Origin of the sequence: Collinsella sp. AF28-5AC (assembly GCF_003457875.1) — a bacterium.
Classification (GTDB): Bacteria; Actinomycetota; Coriobacteriia; order Coriobacteriales; family Coriobacteriaceae; genus Collinsella.
In genome coordinates this window covers 1-21,833 of the sequence record NZ_QRTA01000001.1, presented here as the reverse complement: position 1 = coordinate 21,833, position 21,833 = coordinate 1, and the positions used below count along the sequence as shown (strand labels likewise).

17 protein-coding genes are annotated in these 21,833 nt (G+C 60.1%); all 17 read right to left on the bottom strand.

The window, feature by feature from the left end; genetic code table 11:
* Positions 1 to 254: 254 nt before the first annotated feature.
* Positions 255 to 1,166 (bottom strand): UDP-N-acetylmuramate dehydrogenase, encoded by a 912-nt coding sequence (murB, locus tag DWZ01_RS00085; RefSeq protein WP_006234257.1) that lies wholly within the window; start codon positions 1,164 to 1,166, stop codon positions 255 to 257.
* A 5-nt stretch (positions 1,167 to 1,171) separates the two neighbouring features.
* Complete coding sequence (gene murC, locus DWZ01_RS00080; protein WP_055286074.1) at positions 1,172 to 2,590, bottom strand: UDP-N-acetylmuramate--L-alanine ligase; 1,419 nt, start codon at positions 2,588 to 2,590, stop codon at positions 1,172 to 1,174.
* Positions 2,591 to 2,687: 97 nt separating this feature from the next.
* Positions 2,688 to 3,803: an undecaprenyldiphospho-muramoylpentapeptide beta-N-acetylglucosaminyltransferase gene (murG, locus tag DWZ01_RS00075; protein ID WP_117770001.1), complete on the bottom strand. Its 1,116-nt coding sequence runs from the start codon at positions 3,801 to 3,803 to the stop codon at positions 2,688 to 2,690.
* Positions 3,793 to 5,286, bottom strand: a complete 1,494-nt coding sequence (ftsW, locus tag DWZ01_RS00070) for a putative lipid II flippase FtsW (RefSeq protein WP_117770002.1) — start codon at positions 5,284 to 5,286, stop codon at positions 3,793 to 3,795. The genes murG and ftsW overlap by 11 nt, the downstream gene beginning before the upstream one ends.
* A gap of 36 nt (positions 5,287 to 5,322) precedes the next feature.
* The gene (gene murD, locus DWZ01_RS00065) at positions 5,323 to 6,729 is read right to left on the bottom strand and encodes a UDP-N-acetylmuramoyl-L-alanine--D-glutamate ligase (protein WP_117770003.1); all 1,407 of its coding nucleotides are present in this window, start codon (positions 6,727 to 6,729) and stop codon (positions 5,323 to 5,325) included.
* A 9-nt stretch (positions 6,730 to 6,738) separates the two neighbouring features.
* Positions 6,739 to 7,758, bottom strand: coding sequence for a phospho-N-acetylmuramoyl-pentapeptide-transferase (gene mraY, locus DWZ01_RS00060; protein WP_117746963.1), 1,020 nt, complete (start codon positions 7,756 to 7,758; stop codon positions 6,739 to 6,741).
* Positions 7,759 to 7,761: 3 nt separating this feature from the next.
* Positions 7,762 to 9,186: a UDP-N-acetylmuramoyl-tripeptide--D-alanyl-D-alanine ligase gene (gene murF, locus DWZ01_RS00055; protein ID WP_117770004.1), complete on the bottom strand. Its 1,425-nt coding sequence runs from the start codon at positions 9,184 to 9,186 to the stop codon at positions 7,762 to 7,764.
* A gap of 126 nt (positions 9,187 to 9,312) precedes the next feature.
* Positions 9,313 to 11,013 (bottom strand): penicillin-binding protein 2, encoded by a 1,701-nt coding sequence (locus tag DWZ01_RS00050; protein ID WP_306421710.1) that lies wholly within the window; start codon positions 11,011 to 11,013, stop codon positions 9,313 to 9,315.
* Between the two features lie 182 nt (positions 11,014 to 11,195).
* Positions 11,196 to 11,666, bottom strand: coding sequence for a hypothetical protein (locus DWZ01_RS00045; protein WP_022094483.1), 471 nt, complete (start codon positions 11,664 to 11,666; stop codon positions 11,196 to 11,198).
* A gap of 90 nt (positions 11,667 to 11,756) precedes the next feature.
* On the bottom strand, positions 11,757 to 12,722 hold the full coding sequence (gene rsmH, locus DWZ01_RS00040) for a 16S rRNA (cytosine(1402)-N(4))-methyltransferase RsmH (protein WP_006234266.1): 966 nt from the start codon (positions 12,720 to 12,722) through the stop codon (positions 11,757 to 11,759).
* Between the two features lie 20 nt (positions 12,723 to 12,742).
* Positions 12,743 to 13,177 carry a division/cell wall cluster transcriptional repressor MraZ gene (locus tag DWZ01_RS00035; RefSeq protein WP_006234269.1) on the bottom strand — a complete coding sequence of 145 codons (435 nt, stop codon included), beginning with the start codon at positions 13,175 to 13,177 and terminating at the stop codon, positions 12,743 to 12,745.
* A gap of 462 nt (positions 13,178 to 13,639) precedes the next feature.
* The gene (gene xerD / locus DWZ01_RS00030) at positions 13,640 to 14,581 is read right to left on the bottom strand and encodes a site-specific tyrosine recombinase XerD (RefSeq protein WP_171025140.1); all 942 of its coding nucleotides are present in this window, start codon (positions 14,579 to 14,581) and stop codon (positions 13,640 to 13,642) included.
* Positions 14,582 to 14,583: 2 nt separating this feature from the next.
* The gene (locus DWZ01_RS00025) at positions 14,584 to 16,245 is read right to left on the bottom strand and encodes a CTP synthase (RefSeq protein WP_117770006.1); all 1,662 of its coding nucleotides are present in this window, start codon (positions 16,243 to 16,245) and stop codon (positions 14,584 to 14,586) included.
* Positions 16,246 to 16,423: 178 nt separating this feature from the next.
* The gene (locus DWZ01_RS00020) at positions 16,424 to 16,762 is read right to left on the bottom strand and encodes a hypothetical protein (RefSeq protein ID WP_040358312.1); all 339 of its coding nucleotides are present in this window, start codon (positions 16,760 to 16,762) and stop codon (positions 16,424 to 16,426) included.
* A gap of 256 nt (positions 16,763 to 17,018) precedes the next feature.
* Entirely contained in the window at positions 17,019 to 18,500 is a 1,482-nt protein-coding gene (locus DWZ01_RS00015) for a DUF1846 domain-containing protein (RefSeq protein WP_117847516.1), read from the bottom strand.
* 554 nt (positions 18,501 to 19,054) lie between these two features.
* Positions 19,055 to 20,542: a YfcC family protein gene (locus tag DWZ01_RS00010; RefSeq protein WP_369831649.1), complete on the bottom strand. Its 1,488-nt coding sequence runs from the start codon at positions 20,540 to 20,542 to the stop codon at positions 19,055 to 19,057.
* 138 nt (positions 20,543 to 20,680) lie between these two features.
* Positions 20,681 to 21,676, bottom strand: coding sequence for an ornithine carbamoyltransferase (gene argF / locus DWZ01_RS00005; RefSeq protein WP_099431521.1), 996 nt, complete (start codon positions 21,674 to 21,676; stop codon positions 20,681 to 20,683).
* Positions 21,677 to 21,833: the final 157 nt, after the last annotated feature.

Below are 21,833 nucleotides of genomic sequence, written 5' to 3'. Positions count from 1 at the left end.
GCGCTTTAGTTCCCGTCGAGGGCTTAGGAGTTGCCATGGGACGGGCGGGTTTGGCGCCCATAACAGGCTTTGACGTCACCGAGGGACGCGAGGACTTTTTTGCGGCCGGACGATTACCGAGCTGCGAGCCGACAACCGGACGACTGGTCTGTCGAGCATGCCCGACAGACTTAGAGTGCGCGACGGTATTGCGTTGAGGTTTGGCAGGCGCGCCGGAACGCCCTCCGGCGCGGCGGAAGGTGGGTTTCGATGCTCTAGAAGCCGAGGAATTTAACTTCCGGTCTGAGCTCGATGCCATACGCCTCCCTCACCTTTCCGTGCACATGTCTGATAACCGCGGCAACGTCATCGGCCGAGGCAGTTCCGTTATTAACGATAAAATTAGCGTGAACGGGCGAAACTTCCGCGCCGCCAATCGAAAAACCCTTTAATCCACAATCCTCGATAAGCTTGCCCACACTCGCATCGGGCGGGTTGCGAAAGACCGACCCGCAGGATGCGCGACCCATGGGCTGCGTACGCTTGCGCCTCGTCAGGTACCGCTCCATGCGCTCGCGAATGTCGGCCTTGGGCGCCGGTTTAAGCTTGAGCACGCACTCGAGGATAATCTCATTGCGGGGAAGGCTACATTCGCGGTAGCCCCAAGTGATCTCGGACCCCGCATAATGCTTGATACCGGATGCCGGGTCAAACGTTACGACATCCTCAACCAGCGAGCCAATCCACTCGGTCCGTGTGCCGGCATTCATAGATATCGCACCGCCAACCGAGCCAGGGATGCCAACGGCAAACTCAAGGCCCGAGAGGCTACGCGACAGGGCATCGTTGACCAGGCGCGCAAACATCACGCCCGCACCGACCGTCAGCGTACAACCGTCATCGGCAACAACCGTGCGCTGAAACTCACGTCCGAGCGAAATGACGGCGCCGCGATAACCGCCATCGGCAACCAGCAGATTGGAGCCCTTGCCGATGATGACCCACGGCACCTGCTCGCGATCGAGCACCGCCACGGCGCGGCGGAGGGCATGATAGCTATGGCACGTCACAAAGAGGTCGGCCTTGCCGCCGATACGATAGCTCGTATGACGCGCAAGGCGCTCGTCCTCGATCACATCCGTGTCGATCATGCCCGAGAGCGCCATGACGGCATTAAACAGACCCATTAGACTTAAGCGTCTTTCTTGGCAGTCAGATACTCAATGAACTCGGGACCGACGGTCGTAACGTCACCGGCACCCATAGTGAGCAGCAGATCGCCCTCGCCCACCATCTGCTCGAGCTCCTGATTGAGCTCAAGACGGCTGGAGCAGTACACGACCTCCTTGCCAGGATGCTTGGCGCGCACGGTATCGGCGAGCATCTTAGAGGTAACACCCGGAATGGGCATCTCGCCAGCCGAGAACACATCAATCAGCAGCAGTTTATCGGCATTGGCAAATGCATCGGCAAAGTCGTCGCACAGGGCCTGCAGGCGCGAATAACGGTGCGGCTGGAACACGACGTCGACATGCTTGTAGCCCAGCGACGAAGCGGCAGCAAGCGTCGCCTTGATCTCGGTGGGGTGATGGCCGTAATCATCGACCACGGTGATGCCATCGATATCGCCCACGTGGGTAAAGCGACGGCGGACGCCCTCAAAGCTCGAGAGCGCCTTGGCGGCGGCGTCGATGTCAAGGCCCAGGACATGGGCGACGGTGAGCACCGCCGTGGCGTTGAGCATGTTGTGGCGACCGGGATTGCTCTTGATCTCCACGGCATGCTCAGTGCCGTCCTCAAAGCGAACGATAAAGTCACTCTGGATGCCTTTGACATCCGGGTGCATGCAGACGATGTCGTTGCTCTCGGCAAAGCCGTAGGAAAGCACGTGACGGCCCGTCGACTTGGCGAGCTCGACCAGATGCGGGTCCTCACCGCAGACGATGACGGTGCCGTCCTCGCCCACCAGGCTCATGAATTTGGCGAAAGTCGCTTCGATCTCCTCGATACCCGAGTAGTGATCGAGGTGGTCGGCCTCGACGTTGGTCACAATGACCACGTTGGGGTTCAGGAACAGGAAGGAGCTGTCGGACTCGTCGGCCTCGGCGACAAAGTAGTCGCCCGAGCCGTTCTTGCCGTTCGTGTCATAGCCCTCGACGATGCCACCGATCAGGAAGCTCGGATCCAGACCCATGCGGTCGAGCATGGTGGCGCACATCGAAGACGTGGTGGTCTTGCCGTGCGTGCCGGCAACAGCGACGGTAGTGTAGCCGTGGCCCAAGGCAGAGAGCATCTTGGCACGGGGCCACACGGGAATACCAAGCTCGCGAGCGCGCACGAGTTCAGGGTTGGACTCCGGAATAGCGGTGGAGACAACAACCACGTCGGGCTTGACCTCGTCGATCGTGGCGGCCTCATGGCCCACATGTACCTTCACACCAGCGCGGGTAAGCTGGCGGATATAACGTGACGTCTTAAGGTCGGAGCCGGTAACGGCATAACCGCGCTCGTGCAGAACGAGGGCGATGCCGCTCATGCCGGCGCCGCCGATACCGATAAAGTGGGCGCTCTTAAACTCGGGCGCGGAGGTTGCAGTCTGGGAATCAGCCATGTGCTCGTGTACTCCTTGCGTAAACACTGCCTGTAACCCGTTAACTGTACCGCACCTACCGCATCAGCGCGAGGGCGACCGACGATATCCCGTCTAACTAACGCAAACCCTCTACCGCATCCGCCAGAAGAGCGGCGGCCCTATCCTGAGCCAGACCACGCGCCGCCTGACGCATGGCGTCGCGCGCCGCCGCGTCATCGACCAGGTGCAGCAGTTCATCGGCAAAGGCAGAACCGTCGATATCGGCATCGGCGCAGAGCACGCCGGCCCCGGCGTCGACCAGATACCGGGCATTGGTGGTTTGGTGGTCGGCCGTCGCATGCGGATACGGCACGAGCACCGAGGGCACGGCGAGCGCAGCGATCTCGGCCACGCTCGATGCGCCCGAACGCGAGAGCACCAAATCGGCAGCAGCCAACATATCGCCCATGTTGTCGATGTAAGGCTGGACGCGGTAACGCTTCGCCTCCTCGGGCGTCAGCGCCAAAGCGCGCTCGGTCTCCTCAAAGCCGTCGGCACCCGTCGAATGCAACACATAGAGGTTCTTGCGCGAAAGCAGCTCGTTTTTGAGCGAAACCACGCGCTCGTTGAGGTGCTGGGCGCCAAGTGAACCGCCAAAGACGAGCAGCAGCGTAGCGTCCTCGGGAACGCCAAGTGCCTTGCGGCCGCGAGCGCGATCGCCTTCGATTACCGAGCGACGTACGGGGTTGCCGGTCATGAGCACGTGGTCAGGGTCACCTTCGCGCTCAAAGACCGAACGCGCTGCCGGCACCGAGATGCACACGCGGGCGGCGTGGGAGTTCATCATCTTGTTGGCCAGGCCCGGAACAGAGTTCTGCTCATGCAGCAGATACGGAACGCCTGCGCCCTTGCACCACCCCAGCAGCGGAACCTCGACATAGGCACCAAAACCGACGGCAGCATCGGGCTTGCCGACCTTTGAGAAATGACTGGCGAGCGCACGTTTGGCCTTGTTGACACGCCACAGCGAGGTCAGCGCCGTCCAAGGACGGGAGCGGTCGAAGCCCGTGACCGTAATGGGCACAAAATCAAACCCAGCCTCGGGGACCAGACGACCCTCGAGCTTGCGCGACTGGCCCACGAACACAACGTGGTGGCCACGGTCACGCAGTTCTTCGGCCAAGGCGAGCGCGGGGTTGATGTGTCCTGCCGTGCCGCCGGCTGCAATAGCAACGGTCATTTTATCGGTCATGGTAGTCCCTTCGTACACGCGGTCCCTGGTCGTCGGTACGCAGACGCGCCGACGGGTCCGAGTTCAAATCGATTCGATTATATCCGCCGCCCGCGTTGCGAGGGCTGGGGCGCTGCGGACGACCTTGCGGAGCCATTCGCGGGCGTGGACGAGCTGCCGGCTCGGATGCAGAACCATCCAGAACGGTAAAGCCGCTACGCGAAGGTCGTTCACCGCGCACATGGGCTACGCCGGCGGTGCTCTCGTCCATAACGGCAAAGCTCTCACGGCGGCGGTCATACTCATCGCGGCGGGCGCTCTCGTACGAAACGCGCAGGATCAACCCGGCAAGCATAAGCGACACAATAATCGACGAACCGCCGTAGCTAATAAACGGCAACGGTTTGCCCGTCATGGGAAACACGTTGAGGATGCCCAGCGCGTTAATCAAAAACTGCACTGCGAGAATGACCGCGGAGCCAGACGCCATGAGCGCGCCCCGACGATCGGTCGCCTGCTCGGCAATGCGAAACGCCGAGTAGATCAGCATCGCAAACACCAAGAAGAACAGCACGGTTCCGACAAAGCCGACTTCCTCGCCAATGATAGCCAGAATGTAGTCATTGTGCGCCTCGGGCAGATACGAGTACTTCATGGTTGAGTTGCCGATGCCACGGCCGAACAGACCGCCCGAGGCAAAGGCCATGATGGCAAGCGTGGCCTGATAGCCGTCACCATACTCGTCGGCCCAAGGGTTCAAGGCAACCTGAATACGCACCATACGGTACGGCTCTGCGACAAGCGCAATCGCGATCACGAGAATGCCGAAGATTAGCACGCCGATGATAAATCTGGGGTCGAGACCCGCAAACAACGCCATGCACATGAGGGTCAACAGGATGATCAGGACAGTACCGAAATCGGGCTGGATAAAGATCAGAAAGAGCGAAATGCCCAGGTAGATGCCCATCTTGCGAAGGAATTCGTTGATGTTGCCACCGGGCGAAAAGAAGCGATCGAGCATGATGGCCGAATACGCAATGGCAAATGGCTTTAAAAACTCGGAAGGCTGGAACTGAATGCCGGCGATGTTGAGCCAGCGCGTGGCGCCACGGCTGCCGCTGCCCACCAAGAACACCAGAAACAGTAGCCCTATCATGCCTATGAGGAAGATCCTGAGCACGTCTTCCCCAAACCAACTGTCCGGCAAGATGCGCACGATGGCAACCATAGCCAGCACGCCAACTCCGGCAAACGCGGCTTGTCGAAACAGAAAAAACGTCGCCGAGCCATTCTCGTGCAGCGCCTCGACCGAAGACGCCGAGTACACCATCAGCAGGCCAAAGCACACCAAGGTAAACAGGCAGGCCATGAATATCAAACGGGGGCGCATGATACGGGCGGGAACGCCGGCAATATAGCGTTCGCTAAACGTCTGCCCGCCGCGACCGGAACGCGGTGTGCTGCGCCGCGAGGAAGCACGGTCCGAGTCGGGCCTCCTCATACCTTGTCGGGGGCTCTCCTCTCTCACCGGCAACCCCTATTCCATTTGCGATTTCGCCGCAGCGGCAAGCTGGGCCACATAGTCCTTAAACACGCGGCCGCGCTCCTCATAGCCCGAGAACTCATCGAACGAAGAGCAGGCAGGAGAAAGTAAGATCACGTCGCCACGGCTCGACAGCGAACGGGCGACGTCCACGGCATCGCGCAGGTCATCCGCCTGGGCGATATCCACGTCACCATCGACATCGGCCTCGTCCATAGCGGCGGTAAAGCGCTCGCGCGCATCGCCAAAGCAAACGACCGAGCGCACGTTGTCCATAACGACGCGGGCAAAGTCCGCAAGCGGCGTACCCTTATCGTGGCCGCCGAGCAGCAAAATCACATCGTCGTCGGGAAACGCCGTCAGGGCCTTTTCGACTGCATCGGTGTTCGTTGCCTTGGAATCGTTGACGTAGCGCACGCCATCGATCTCGCCACAGGGCTCAACGCGGTGCTCCAGCGGCTGGAACGATGCCAAACCACGGCAAATGCCCTCGGGATCGGCACCGACGGCCAAAGCAGCCGTGGCAGCACATAGGGCATTGATGACATTGTGATGGCCCGAGATCTTGAGCTCGGATGTAGCGATGAGCGGGGTCTCGACACCCTTCAGACGCACGATCATCTTGCCGTCGCGCACAAAGGCGGCGTCTGCACCCTCGGGCTCGTCAAAAGCGACCTTGCAGATGCGGCGGCCCGGCATGTAGATGTACTCATCGAACTCATGGATGCCGGCATCCTCAACGTCGATAACCACGAGGTCGTCGTCGACCATATTCTCGAACAACTTGATCTTGGCAAGCGCATAGTTCTTGTGGCTCTTGTGCCAGCCCAGGTGGTCGGGCGTGATGTTGAGCAGCACCGCCACGCGAGGATGAAGCTCGGCGGTCGTAGCAATCTGATAACTCGACAGCTCGGCCACAAACCACTCATTATGTGCGCGGCCGTCGATCTCGTTCACCGGCGGCTCACCGATATTGCCGACGGCCACGCTGGCTTCACCGGCGGCCTTGAGCAGATAATCAGTCAGCGACGTGGTAGTTGTCTTGCCGTTGGTGCCCGTGATGGCAATCCAATTTTGGGGAGACAAGCGATAGGCAAACTCGGGCTCGCCCATAATCTGAGCGGCATGCTCACGCCCCGCCTTAAAGAAGGACGAGAACTCCGAAATACCCGGGCATGTCACGCACACGTCATAGGCGCCCTCGACCTGTTCGGCCCCATAGACAAACGACGCACCAGCAGCCTCGAGCGCACGCGTGGCGTCATTGGGCTCAGAGGTGCCGCCGCCATACACGGTAACGGCGCTTACGCGCTCGGGATGTGCCAGCGCCCAGCGGGCGACATCGAGACCGGATTTGCCCTGACCCAAAACGAGCAGGCTAAAGACATCAGCAAGAGGCATGAAAGACCACTATCCCAACTGGAAGAACAAAGCAAGGCCAACGGCACCAAAGGCCGCAGCGATAATCCAAAAACGGATGACGACCTTGGTCTCGGCCCAGCCCTTCTTTTCGAAATGATGATGGATGGGCGCCATAAGGAAGACGCGCTTGTGCGTAAAGTGGAAGTAGACAACCTGAATCATGACCGACAGGGTCTCAACGATAAACAGGCCGCCGATGATGAGGGAGACGACCTCGGTGTTGGTCATGATGGACGTGCAGGCAAACGCGGCGCCCAGGGCAAGCGAGCCGGTATCGCCCATAAAGATGCTCGCCGGATAGCAGTTGAACCACAGAAAGCCCAAGCAGGCACCGGCACACGCGGTGCAGAAGATGGACAGGTTCACGTCTCCGTGCAAAAACGCCATGGCAGCCATGGCGAGCATGGCAATCATGGAGGTGCCGCCGGCAAGACCGTCAAGGCCATCGGTCAGGTTCACGGCATTAGAAAGACCGGCGATCATCAGCCAGCAAAAGACAATGTAGAGCCACGGGAACGAAAGGCCGCAGATGGTGGTCGAAAGCACGCCAAGGTCAATCGTCAGGCCGCCGGGAAAACGAATCTCGGGGGCGACGCCGCACCAGTTGACGGCAAGTACCGTAAAGGTGACACAGATAATGGTTAGGCCGATCATCTTGGCATGAGGCGTCAGACCGAGCGAGCGCCCATGCGTAACGGAGGTCAGGTCGTCGATCAGGCCCAGCACGCCGGTCGCCAGCGTGGCGAGCAGCACGAGCACGAGCTCGGTGGTGAGCTTGCCCATCAGCAGGCAGGTCAGCGAAATCGCAACAAGGATGATGACGCCGCCCATGGTCGGCGTACCCTGTTTAATCAAATGACGCTTGGGGCCGTCGGCTCGGACCTGTTGGCCGATACCCTCGACCTTCAGCAGCTTGATCCACCACGGCATGAGCAGCAGCGCAATGGCAGCGGCGATGCCAAGCCCCAAAAAAGCCTGATACGTTGGATACGAGGGATTGCCGAACATGGGCTAGCACACACCTTCCACAAAGCGGTCGAGCTCAACAAAGCGGGAACCCTTGACCAGTACAACATCATGTTTTTCAAGCGCGCCGCCCATGCGGTCGAGCACCTGCTGATAATCGGAGAACACCTGGATGCGGTCCTCGTCCATGCCCATCATGCGCGCGGCATCGGCCATAAGCTGGGCCAGCTCACCACCCACGCACGCCAGCATGTCGAGCTTCTTGGCGGCCGCATAGGCGCCCACGAGCTCATGCATGCGAGGAGCCTCATCGCCCATCTCGCCCATCTCGCCCAGGATCGCCATGCGAGACCCCGTGCACGAAAGCGAGCACAGTAGATCGAGGCCAGCAGCCATGGATTCGGCACTGGCGTTATAGGAATCGTCGATGACGCGGGCACCGCTCTTGGCGCGCTTGATCTCCTGGCGGTGACCGGTGATCGTGAGGCCCCTAAAGGCAGCATCGATCTGCTCGGGCGTCACGCCCAGGCGATAGGAAACCGCGGCGGCCTTAACGGCATTAGGAACGGACTGCACGCCGGGGATGGCAAGCATGGTATCGATCGTCTCACCCTGGCCAAAATCGAGCGTAAAGACCGGACGTCCCTCGTCATCAACACGAATGTCGCGGGCACGGACCTCATCATCGTCCGAGACGCCGGCCAGCATCACATCGATACCAGCAGGCTGGGCGAACGTATCGCGAATGAACGGCGTAAAGTCGTCCTCGCCGCCCAAAACCAGCAGCGGCAAGAAGTCGCCGGCGGCGCACATACCCTGGACAATCTCGGCCTTAGCGCGGGCGATGTTCTCGCGGCTGCCCAAAATGCCGATGTGAGAGGTACCAATCTTGCTTACGATGGCAAGGTTGGGATTGGCGGACTGGGAAAGGCGCTCAATCTCGTGGAAATGGTTCATGCCCATCTCGAGCACCAGGACCTCGGTATCGGCCGGAGCGGAAAGCACCGTGAGCGGCATGCCGATCAGGTTATTGAAATTGCCCTTGGTGGCCCAGACACGATAGCGCTTGGCGAGCACGGCGGCGAGCACGTCCTTGGTCGTCGTCTTGCCGATGGAACCGGTAATGCCAACGACCAGGCAGCCAAGCTCCAGGCGATACGTGTGCGCCAAACGCAGCAGAAACTCCTCGGGATCATCGGTCAGCAGGATGGCGCACCCCTTGTCCTGCGCCAGCGAGACCAGCTCAGCCTCGGGCTCACGCGTCATCACGACGGCGCCGGCACCCGACTGGACGGCACGGGAAGCAAAATCATTGCCGTCGACGTTTTCACCGGGAAAGGCGACGAAAATCGTCCCTTCCTCGACCTGGCGCGAGTCGATAACGCACCCGCGGCATACCCGATCGGCTTCTCCCGTCACGGTTCGGGCCCCTGTTGCGGCCGCGAGGTTGTTGACGGCGATCTCTATCATTGCAGCTCCCCTGTAAACCTAATAATGCTATCGGCGTATTGTATCCCAGCGCCGCACATGCGTGGTGCAGGGCATGTGAACACCCTCATATGGGACAACAAACAACGCCCCAAAGATTGTAACCCCCTACTTCGTGTGCGGGATACCCAGCACGTCGAGCGCGTTGGCCATAATGGACTGGAACGGCACCGCAGCGGCATCTGAGCCGCTCGGCGTTCCGTCGAGCGTGATATAGCACAGCACCTTGGGCGATTGTGCCGGTGCAAAGCCCATAAAGGACGACATGTAGTTCTCCTTGAGGTAGCCGCCGTTCTCGTCGGCACGTTCGGCCGTACCGGTCTTACCCGCCACGTCATAGCCGTCAACCGCGCCGCCAACGCCCGTTCCCTCGGACACGACCGTCTGCATGCACGATGTCACCTGGGATGCGGCGTCCTCCGAAATCGCGCGCTCGCCTTCACCCCAGTCCTTCTCGTCGCCTTTGCTGGACTTATAGAAGTGCGGTGTCATCATCACGCCGCCGTTGGCGATGCCGCCCACGGCACGTGCGATCTCAATCGGCGAGACGGACAGTGCCTGTCCAAAGCTCATCGAGCCCAGCGTGGCGCCGTCATACTGATCACGCTCCTTGACGATACCCAGACTCTCTCCCGGAAAATCGACACCCGAGCTGTGACCGATGCCCCACTTGTCCACATAGGCGGCAAAGTCGTCGGCACCGATCTTGCGCCCCACCAGGACAAAGCCCACGTTGGACGAACGGCGCATCATCTCGCGCACATCCATGGTCATGGCATAGTCGCGCTTGTCGGCATCGGTGACGGTATCGTCGCCCACCTTGATGCTCGCCGGCACCTCAAACGACGTACTCGATCGCACGACGCCCAAGTCGAAGCCGGCGCCCGCCACGAGCGTCTTAAAGACCGAGCCGGGCTCGTAGGCGTCGGTGACCAGGCGCAGATTCATATCCTCGGTCTTGGCATTCTCCAGATCGGTCTGGTCGTAGGTCGGGTACGAGCAGGCTGCCAAAATCTCGCCTGTCGTAGGATCGGTGACCAGCGCCGAGCCGTTCTTGGCCTTAGTCTTCTCAACTGCCTCTGCCAGGGCATCCTCGGCCGCACGCTGGATATTGACGTCGAGCGTCGTCACGATATCAACGCCGTCGACCGCAGCCACCTTTTTATAGGCACCGCCCGCGATATAGCTGCCGTCCCTCGCGCGCTCGCGTACGAGAGAACCGTTCGTGCCGGTCAGAAGCTTGTTGTATTGCTTTTCGAGACCCGTCAAGCCGTCGTTGTCTACATTCACTACACCCAGCACCTGCGATGCCAGATTGCCGTATGGATATACGCGCTTCATGGCCTGCTCAAAAAGCACGCCGGGCAGGTTCTTCTTCTCCAGCGCCGCAACATCGTCTTCGTCCACCTGGCGCTTGATATACACCCAGGTTCCATCGGACTCAACGAGCTTGCGGCAGGTCTTTTTATCGATTCCAGTTGCCTTGACCAGCGCCGACACCGTCTTGTCAACATCCTCGACAAGCTGCGGGTTCACGGCGATGTTGCGACATTCGACCGACGACGCCAACACGTTGCCGTTGCGGTCGTAGATGGTGCCGCGTTTGGCATAGAGGGTCTGCGCAAGCAGGCGGCGCGCATCGGCACGCTCGCGCAGTTTATCGGCTTCGACAATTTGATAGTCGGCAAGGCGAAAGACGCCCAAGCCCAAGCCAAGCCCGATGAAGCCCATGACGGCTTTGCGGCGAGGCAGAGGCGCGCCTGTGAGCCATTCGGTCGACGAACTCTTGCGCGACCTGGTGTTATGCACTTGAGGGCCGCCCGAGCCGCGAAGTCGCGACGCCGGGTCGTTGCCACGGGACTGCCCGGCGTTGTAAGATTGCCGACCCGTTCCTTGATAACCAGAACGTCCCCGCGACGAGGGACGTCCAGAACCGCGGCCCCCATCGGAACCGCGGCGATAGTCATTTGTCATACTCAGCTACCGTCTTGCTACTGAGCGGTCGCGGTCGCGTTGGCGCCCGCGGCTGCATCCTGCGAAAAGTCAAGTGTAACGCTCTCGCTGGGCTCCACCATGCCATAAGCGCCCGCAAGGTCGCGAATGCGCGTGTCGGCACCATAGACCGAATGCATGACCTCCAGGTCGGAGCTCTCATCGGTCGCTTTTTCGAGCGTGTTGGTAAGCTCGGCGTTGCTGTTGAGCACCTGGGCCGTAACGCCGGCGAGCGCCACGCGGGCGACGCCGATCGTCATGAAGATAGCCGCAATGATGCAAAACGTTTTAAGAACGCTCATGAAAACCGGGCTTACCGCCTGGTTTGCCTGACGGCCCGCGCCCGTGTAGACATCAAAGCGCGGCGTGCGCTGCTCACGGGGAGCAACGGGGGCCTGCGGCGTCTCACGATAGGCGGGCATGGCGTTCATATCATAGGCGAGTGCTGCGCTTGAAGTGTTGTAGCCCATGATATGCCGCCTCCCATCCCGAGTACGTTGGTAGTGTGTTTAAGCTTCGTTTATGGTGCGAGCGGGAGGTCCAATATCGCACGGTCGCGCCTACAGACGCTGCGCCACGCGGATTTTGGCTGATCTCGCCCGAGGGTTGCGCTCAACCTCATCAGGCTGGGCAACCAAGGGTTTGCGGGTGATGACCTTGAGTATCGGCACGTTGCCGCACACGCACACCGGAATCTCCGGCGGACACGTGCACCCCTGGCTCATCTCCTTAAAGTGGTTCTTTACGATACGGTCCTCGAGCGAGTGATACGAGATGACGCAGATACGTCCGCCCGGGTTGAGCCACCTGGTGGCGGCATCAAGCCCTCGTTCGAGCACATCGAGCTCGTGATTGACCTCGATGCGAATGGCCTGGAAACTTTTCTTGGCCGGGTGTCCGCCATGCCGACGAGCGGCAGCCGGGATACCCGCCTTGATGATCTCGACAAATTGGCCGGTGGTTTCGATCGGTTCTTGCTCGCGGCGGCGCACGATCTCGCGCGCGATCTGCGAGGCGAACTTCTCTTCGCCGTAGACGCGTAGAATCCGGGCGAGGTCGTGTTCGTTATAGGTGTTGATGACCTCAGCTGCGTTTAAGGTGTTATTACCCGGATCCATCCGCATGTCCAATGGGGCGTCCTCGTTATACGAAAAGCCCCTGCCAGGGATATCGAGTTGCGGCGACGAAACGCCCAAATCGAACAGGAAGCCATCGACCCCGGGCACCTCGGCCGAGCAAAGTAGCTCGTCCAAGTCGCCGAAGTTGCCCTTCAGCAGCTGGTGCGGAACGCCGGGAACCTCGCGGTCCAGACGGGCGCCAGCGGCCTCGAGGGCCATGTCGTCCTGATCGACGCCGAGCAAAAGGCCCGTCTCCCCCACCTGCGCGGCCATCTTTACCGAATGGCCGGCACCGCCAAGGGTGCAATCGCAGACAACGGAGCCGCTCTTTAGCCGCAGCGACTCAAGCACTTCGCCGAGCATGACAGGTTCATGCCGATATTCTTGTGTCAAGATCCCACGCTCCATCCGTTACCCGTGCCTTGCCCTTACGAGAAGAAGAGGTCCAGCAGGGCCTCATCGTCATCGTCCTCATCGGCCGCGGCGCGATCCCAAACCTCAAGGTGGTCGTAGTTGCCCACAACCGTGACCTCGCGGTCGAGGTTCGCCTGCTTGCGGAGAGACTCGGAAAGACCGATACGACCGGCGCTGTCCACGTCCATCGACGTGGTGCGCTTGTTGATCGCCCTCATGAGCTTCTGGTCATTAATGTCACGCGGGTTAAAACCCTCGTGGCCCTCACGACCCGCGAAGAGTCCTTCGACCCACTTATCGAAGGCCTCGGCAGAGAACACGTACAGAGCATCGACATCCAGGGCTTTGAACACGCGAACGTGCTCTCCAAGCTCCTCGCGAAGGGGTGCAGGCAGGGACAGACGACCTTTTGCATCGAGATTGCGCTCGTATGCACCAGTCATTCCCATGTGCGCCCTCCCCTCGGTTACTCAGATGGCACGTACGCGGGGAACCACCCCGCTTGTCGACGTCATTAATAATATGGGGAACCGCCCCATTTTTCAACACCTTTCCCCACCCCTTCCCCCACCCCGCCCCACTACTCCACTCACCATATATTGCAAAACACCCCCAAGCATATGTTCGAAAACACAATATGTTGTGTTTACAGCAACGGCGGGATGCCACCTGTAGAACCACGCCCGCGAACCTCAACCTTCAAGTTGACCTTGAGGCGATTTTTACGTCCCTTTACACGCCGTTCACATCGCCCCCAAACTCCCCCGCCCACGGTACACACGGCCCACCACCGCGTCGGTGTCTGGCAAAAAATGGGACGGGCCCCAGATTGCCCATGCGCGCAAAAGTGCGTATCGGCAATCTGGGGCCCGTCCCATTTAATATTTATAAATATGCAGGTCAGCGAGGTGCTAGCGATGTGCTAGCGGATGCGCCGCCAGATAGACCTCGGTCAGTTGCGTTCGGTCGACATGCGTGTAGACCTGCGTGGTCGAAATATCGGCATGGCCCAAAATCTCCTGCAGCACACGCAGGTCGGCACCGCCCGCGAGCATGTGGGTGGCAAAGGAGTGGCGCAAGGTATGGGGATGGAGCCCCACCAGTCCCACCTGGCGCCCGTAGCGCTCACAGATGGCATGGATGCCCTGGCGCGACAGACGGCGGCCGTTCTTATTTAAAAAGACCGCCGAGGTCTCGGTTCCGCGGGCATGGGCCGCCAAGCGAGAACGCCCCTCAGTTACATAAAGCGTCAGAGCTCGCGCCGCGCTTCCTACCAGCGGGGACAGGCGTTCCTTCGAGCCCTTACCACGAACGAGCACAAAGCCATCGTCGATATGGATATCGCCCACATCGAGCCCCACCAACTCGCTCACACGCAAACCGCATCCGTAGAGCACTTCCAAGATGGCATGGTCGCGCAAGCCCATCTCGCCCTCGGGGAAGTCTTGATCGAGCAGCGCCGAGACATCCTCCACCGATAGATACTCCGGCAAACGCTCAGCCTTTTTAGGCAGGCGCAACGCCGCCGTTGGATTTTGGGCCACAGCCCCATCGCGCACCAAAAAGGCATGTAGGCCCTTCACGGCCGCAAGCGCACGCTCCACCGAGGCATCGGAATAGCCCCCATCGCGACGGTCGGCGACAAAGCCCTCCACGACCTGACGGGTCACCTCTTCAAAAGACACAATACCCGCCCGCTCCAGATAGGCGCAGTACGTCGTCAGGTCACGACGATAGGCCGCAATCGTGTTGCGCGCCAAACCCCGCTCGACCGCGAGGTAATCGAGATACTCCCCCGCCGCCACGGCGAGCGACGAGGGAGTAGCTTCGGTATGTTCCTTATTCGCCGGCACCCTTAGTCCGTAGCGAGGTTCATGGGCGTCACCTGCAGACGGTCGACACCCTCGTGCTGGCCGATCGAAGCGCGCACGAACTCGCGGAACAGCGGCTGCGGGTTGGTCGGGCGGCTCTTGAACTCGGGATGAGCCTGGGTTGCCACATACCACGGATGCACGTCGCGCGGCAGCTCGACCATCTCGACCAGGCGCTCGTCGGGCGACAGACCCGAGATAACCAAGCCGGCGTCCTCGAGCTGGTCACGGAAGGCGTTGTTGAACTCAAAGCGATGACGGTGACGCTCGTAGACGAGCTCCTCGCCATATGCCTCGCGAGCAAGGGTATCGGCGGCGAGCTTGCACGGATAGGCGCCCAGGCGCATGGTGCCGCCCTTCTCGGTCACGTCCTCCTGCGAGCTCATCAGATCGATGACACTATACGGCCCATCCGGATCGAACTCGGAGGAGCTGGCACCGGCAAGGCCAACGACATTGCGGGCAAACTCGCACACGGCGACCTGCATACCCAGGCAAATGCCCAGATACGGAATCTTGTGCTCACGGGCAAACTCGGCCGCGAGGATTTTGCCCTCCAGGGCGCGCTTGCCAAAGCCGCCGGGGACCAGGATGCCCGAGGCGTCGCCCAGAACCTCGGAGACATTCTGCTCGTCGAGACTCTCGCCGTCGACCAGCTGGACGTCCACATGGCGATCGTAGAAGACGCCCGCATGGTGCAGGGCCTCGATAACCGACAGGTACGCATCGGGCAGCTGCGTGTACTTACCCACGACGGCGATCTTCACCTTGTCGGTGTGATGGTTGGCGTGATTCTGTTTGCGCAGGAACTCGTTCCACTCGCTCATGTCGCGCTCACGCGGATCCAGACCCAGGCGCTCGCAAATGCGCAGGTCAAAGTCCTGCTCGGCAAGCAGCTGCGGAACATCGTAAATGCTCGCGCAGTCCTCGTTGGTAAAGACGCAATCGGTGTCGACGTCGCAGAAGCTTGCGATCTTTCCGCGGATAGCGTCATCGATATGGTGGTCGGAGCGCAGCACGATGATATCGGGCTGGATGCCAAAGCTGCGGAGCTCCTTGACGGAATGCTGCGTGGGCTTGGTCTTGACCTCGTGGGCGGCGGCGATATAGGGAACGAGCGACACGTGAATGTAGCAGACGTTCTCGGGGCCGGCCTCCTTGCGGTACTGGCGGATGGCCTCGACAAACGGCTGCGACTCGATGTCGCCGATCGTGCCGCCCAGCTCGGTGATGACTACATCGGAGCCGGTCTGCTCCTCGATGCGGCGGAACTTGTCCTTAATGGCGTTGGTGACGTGGGGAATCACCTGCACGGTACCGCCCAAAAAGTCGCCGCGACGCTCACGGGCGATCAGGCTTTTGTAGATGGCGCCGGTCGTAAAGTTGGAATCGCGGGTCAGGTTCTCATCAATAAAGCGCTCGTAATGACCCAGGTCCAGGTCGGACTCGTAACCATCCTCGGTAACGAAGACCTCACCATGCTGGAACGGGCTCATGGTACCGGGGTCGACGTTCAGATACGGGTCGGCCTTCTGCATCGTTACTTTGTAGCCACGCGACTTGAGCAGACGGCCCAGCGAGGCCGCGGTGATACCCTTGCCCAGAGACGAAACCACGCCACCGGTTACGAACACATGCTTGGTCATATTGAGTTACCTGCGCTTCCCGTAGAAGTTGTTTATCCACATCTTACGGGTCTTCATTGTAATACTCGCGCCGCGGACCGTTCGCAATTTTTCTCGCGTGAGATTGCATTTCTCAATCTTGAAACAAAACGCCGCCCGGTTTCCCAGGCGGCGTCGCTATGGCAAGGGTTACATGCTGCTATCGATCAGCAACCTCGTCCTCAAGCATTTCTTGAACGAGCATGCCGGTACGGACGCCCTCAAGATACCACTCGCCACGTTCGGTGAGGCAAATGCCATTTGCAAGCTGACCGCCGTCGTCGCTATAACGCGAGACGACATCAATCATGCCTTCGGAATCCAAGCGATCGATTGCGGCGCGGGCACGATACGGCGAAACCCCCACGCGCTCGGCAAGCGTTTTGCGCGAGAAACCATACGGCCCGCCATTGTCTTCAGTTTGCTGGTCGATCTCCATCAACACCAGCACCTCGACACGCTTCATATCGTTGACACTCGCACGACCCTTGCCCGCCATAGCAGCCTCCTCAAACCGAGCACGAGCATCTAACGCGCCGTGCGCGACCGACACACCTCACGATGGCAGGTAATATCCATCATGCGGCATCCCGCTAAGGATGAAACAGTTACGGTTATTGTATACCGCTCAAATTGTTTCTAGGCAGGTAAACAGCTATTTTTCGCCGAAATAGGCGCTTTATTGATCAAAAAGCCGTACCGGGCGCTAACCCGATACGGCCAAAATGCAATGCAATTACCGCGGTGCTTCAAACTTAGCGATGGAAGAAACCGCGGCGCTCAAACTTGGGCTCGCAGCACACGTTGATACCCAGTTTGCGCAGTACCGTCTCGTCCGTCGGCGAGATAATCACGCTAAAGAAGGCATCGCAACCGCGCAGCTGCTCCAGGCCCGAAAGGACGCGAGCGGCCGTCTCACTCGTGGCCGAGGTGATCGACAGCGCCATAAGCGTCTCGTCGGTGTGGAGGCGCGGGTTTTTGCTGCCCAGGAAATGCGTCTTGAGCTTGCTGATGGGCTCGATCGCCTCATCGCTAATGACCTCGAGCTCAAGGTCGACGCCCGAGACATGCTTGAGGGCGTTCATAATGAGCGAACTTGCGGCGCCCAGGCGCGTGGAGGTCTTACCGGTCACCACGGAGCCATCGGGCATGACCATGGCACCCACGGGACCACCCGTCAGCTGCTCCCTGGTGAGGGCCGCTGAGCGCGCCGGTGAGTAGTTCTTATCGATGCCGGCTTTCTTCATAATAATCTTGAGACGGTCGACTTGCTCATCGCCCACGCCGGTACGGCGCACATTTTCGACCGCGGTAAAGTAGCGGCGGACGATCTCCATCTTGGAAGCGTCGCGGCAGGCATCGTCATCGGTGATGGCAAAGCCGACCATATTGACGCCCATGTCCGTAGGGCTCTGGTAGGGGCTCTTGCCCAGGATCTTTTCCATCAGGGCACGGACTACCGGGAAGGCCTCGACGTCGCGGTTGTAGTTGACCGTGGTCTTGTTGTAGGCCTCAAGGTGGAACGAATCGATGATATTGGCGTCGTCGAGGTCAGCCGTGGCGGCCTCGTAGGCAATATTGACCGGATGCGTCAGAGGAAGATTCCAGACCGGGAAGGTCTCGAATTTAGCATAGCCGGCGGCCGTGCCATGCTTGTGCTCGTGATAGAGCTGAGACAGGCAGGTGGCAAGCTTGCCCGAGCCAGGACCGGGGGCAGTGACCACGACGAGCGGTCGGGTGGTCTCGACAAACTCGTTCTTGCCGTAGCCATCGTCGGACACGATCAGATCGACATCGTGCGGATACCCCTCGATGGGATAGTGCAGCTTGGCGGGAATACCGAGCGCGTTCAGGCGGTTGCGGAACACATCGGCAGCAGGCTGGCCGGCGTACTGGGTGATGTCCACAGCCGCGACGGCAAAGCCGTTGCCGCGGAACAGGTCAACCAGGCGCAGCACATCCTCGTCATAGGTAATACCGAGGTCACCACGAGCCTTGTTTTTCTCGATGTGGTTCGCGTTGATTGCGATGATAACCTCGACATCGTCGGCGATGCTCTTGAGCATGCGGAACTTGCTGTCCGGTTCAAAACCCGGTAGCACGCGGCTCGCATGATAGTCATCGAACAGCTTACCGCCAAACTCCAAATAGAGCTTGCCACCAAACTGCGAGATGCGCTCCTTAATGTGAGCAGCCTGCAGCTCGATATACTTCGCGTTGTCGAAACCCTGGCGCATATATGGCTCCCGTCCCGTTTCCATTTAATGTTCTAGGCGATTATAACGGAGCCCGCCCTCCCCGATACCCAGACCATCAACAGGCACCAACCAAACACGCCCACCGCAACCACCGGGGACCCGGGGTAGATCATTTGGGACGGGAAACAAGGCACTCAGCACCAACAATGAAAACGTCACAGGCAGAGCCAAAGCCAGCGAACGGGCACCAGAGTAGGCAAAGCGCCCTCTGCACCAACAATGGCAGCGCCGCAGGTGGAGCAAAAGTCAGCGAAAGCCCGCCAGAGCGAGCAAGGTGACGTGAAAGAGGAGGGCATAGGCCTTTTGGCCATGCCCGACGATTGAACGTCAGATTGCCGCTCTGGCGGGCTTGCAGCGTCGAGTGGTTCCGGCGTTTGGTAAAACGCCGGAACACAAGAGCGCCCCCTCCCGCGCACGGAACGGAAGGGGGCTAAAGGTAGGAGTCTACCGGTGGGTTGACCCCACCGGACAGACGATGACCAGGTGATCCTTTACAGGATCGTCAAGGTTTCCGTGGGGTACCCGTTGGGTACTTAGATCAACACGCAGGCGACGGTCAGGATGACGGCGCAGACGACGGAGAGCGCGACGATGAGCTTAAGGGCAAACTTGAGCCAGGTCGTCCACTCGATCTTGGCCAGGGCGAGACCGCCCATGATGGCGCCGGAGGTCGGGGTGAACAGGTTCACGACACCGATGGCGGCGGAGAAGATCATGACCATGACCTCGGGCGAGAAGCCGAGCTTAACAGCCAGCGGTCCCATGATGGGCATGGAGACGGTGGCCATACCGGAGGTCGAGGGGATCAGGAAGGACAGGCCGAAGTAAACCAGGAAGCTCATGGGAGCGAAGATCACGCCGGACAGGCCAGCCAGGGCATTGGCGGCAGCGTCGAGGACGAAGACGTCGAGGCCGGTGTTAGCCATGAGGACGGAGATACCACGGGCGAGGGCGATGACGAGAACAACGGACATCATGTCGGCAGCGCCGGTGATAAAGGTGTTAACGATCTGCTTCTCGGACAGGCCACCGATGATACCGATCAGGATAGCCATGAGGAAGAACCAGGTGGAAGCCTCGTCGAAGTACCACTGGCCAATGGGCAGGCCAGTGATCAGGGCAGACCAGCCCTGGACGACGGCGTTACCGTCGGCGTCGTAGACAGCGCCAGCGTCGAAGAAGTTGGCGACGCCCTCGTTGAGGTCGGCCAGCGGAATGAAGCCGACGATCATGACGACGAAGGTGAAGGCGAAGGCGATCAGAACACCCTTCTGACGACCGGTGAGCTTGACCTCCTTGTGGACCTCGGAAGCAGCCTTGCCGTGAGCCTCTTCGGCATCCTTGAGCTCCTGCATCGACAGGATGGTGGAACCCTTGTCAGCCTTGACCTTCTTGGCATAGTTCATCACGAAGACGATGGACATAGCGGTAGTGACAATCCACAGGACGGCACCGAGGCCGATGATGATGGACTGATTCACGGCAATGTCAACGCCGGTCAGAGCGTCAACGGCAGCGCCGACGGCGAACGGGTTAACCGTGGAGCCCAGGCAGCCGCAGCCAGCGCCGAGCAGGACGGTAGCGGCGCCGACCATCGGGTCGAAGCCGGCAGCCATCATGGTAGCGGCGAGCAGGGCGTAGAAGGGAACGGTCTCCTCGCACATACCATAGGTGGTACCACCGAGGGAGAAGATGAGCATCAGCACGGGAATGAGCATGATCTCGTTGCCCTTAAGCTTCTGCACCAGGACGGCGATGCCGTTGTCCAGAGCGCCGGTCTCGGTCATCATACCGAGGAAGCCGCCCAGGATCATAACGAAGAGGCAGACGGGCAGAGCGTCAGCGAAGCCCTTAATCGGGGCGGTGCAGAAATCGCTCAGACGGGCGGCAGTAACCGCGCCGCCGGACGTGCCGGAGACGATAACGGTAACAACTGCAACAATTGCCAGCAGAGCTAGAAGAATGGTGAACGATGAAGGCATACCGCGCTTTTTCTTAGCGGTCTCAGTCATGGTTCTCATCCCCCCTTCATAAATCATTTAACTTTCTCGCGCGAAGCGGATTTTCCGTGCCGTGCCCACCGCCCGACGCAAGATATTTACCAGACAAAACTGCTCGGGGTGAGCAGCAATACACCCCGAGCGAGATGCTAGATGCTCTTACTTGAGCGTGGCGTACATGACAGCCTTGATGGTGTGCATGCGGTTCTCGGCCTCGTCGAAGACCTTGGAAGCGGGGCTCTCGAAGACCTCGTCGGTGACCTCCTGCTCGGTGATGCCGAACTGCTCGCACTTCTCGGCGCCAATCGTAGTGTTGGTGTCGTGGAAGCTGGGCAGGCAGTGCAGGAAGATGGCACCCGGGTTGGCCATAGCCATGACCTCGGAAGTAACACGATACGGGGTGAGCTGAGCGATGCGCTCGGCCCAGACCTCGTCGGGCTCGCCCATGGAGACCCACACGTCGGTGTAGATAACGTCGGCACCGGTGACGCCGTCCTTGACGTCGGTGGTCAGCTTGATGGTGCAGCCGTTGGCCTCGGCGATGGGCTTGCAGGCCTCGATGACGTCGTCGGCGGGCATGCACTCCTCGGGGCCGCAGGCCACGAAATTCATGCCGAGCTTGGAGCAGACGACCATGAGGGAGCGAGCAACGTTGTTCTTGCAGTCGCCCATGAAAACGAGAGTCTTGCCCTTGATGTCGTAGTTGAAGTTCTCCTGGACGGTCAGGATGTCGGCGAGCATCTGGGTGGGATGCCACTCAGTGGTCAGGCCGTTCCACACGGGCACGCCGGACTTAGCAGCGAGCTCCTCGACATCGTCCTGGGCAAAGCCACGGAACTCGATGCCGTCATACATGCGGCCGAGAACGCGGGCGGTGTCCTCGATGGACTCCTTCTTGCCCATCTGCGACGAACCCGGATCGAGGTAGGTGACGCCCATGCCCAGATCCATGCCGCCGACCTCAAAGGCGCAGCGGGTACGAGTGGAGGTCTTCTGGAAGAGCAGAACGATGTTCTTGCCCTCGAGATAGCGGTGCGGAACGCCAGCGCGCTTCATGTCCTTGAAGTTCTTGGAGAGCTTGAGCAGGTACTCGATCTCCTCGGTGGAGAGGTCGAGAAGCTTGAGGAAGCTACGGCCGGAGAGGTTAACACCCATGGTTCGATTCCTTTCGAAGAAATGAATTACGTAAGTATTAGTGTTGCCCGTTTAACGGGCGAAGCCGGTGCGGTTGTAGGGGGACCGCACCGGAAACGGAAAGACTTAGAGGTCCTCGCGCCAGAAGGGCATGCTCATGCAGCGCGGGCCGCCGCGG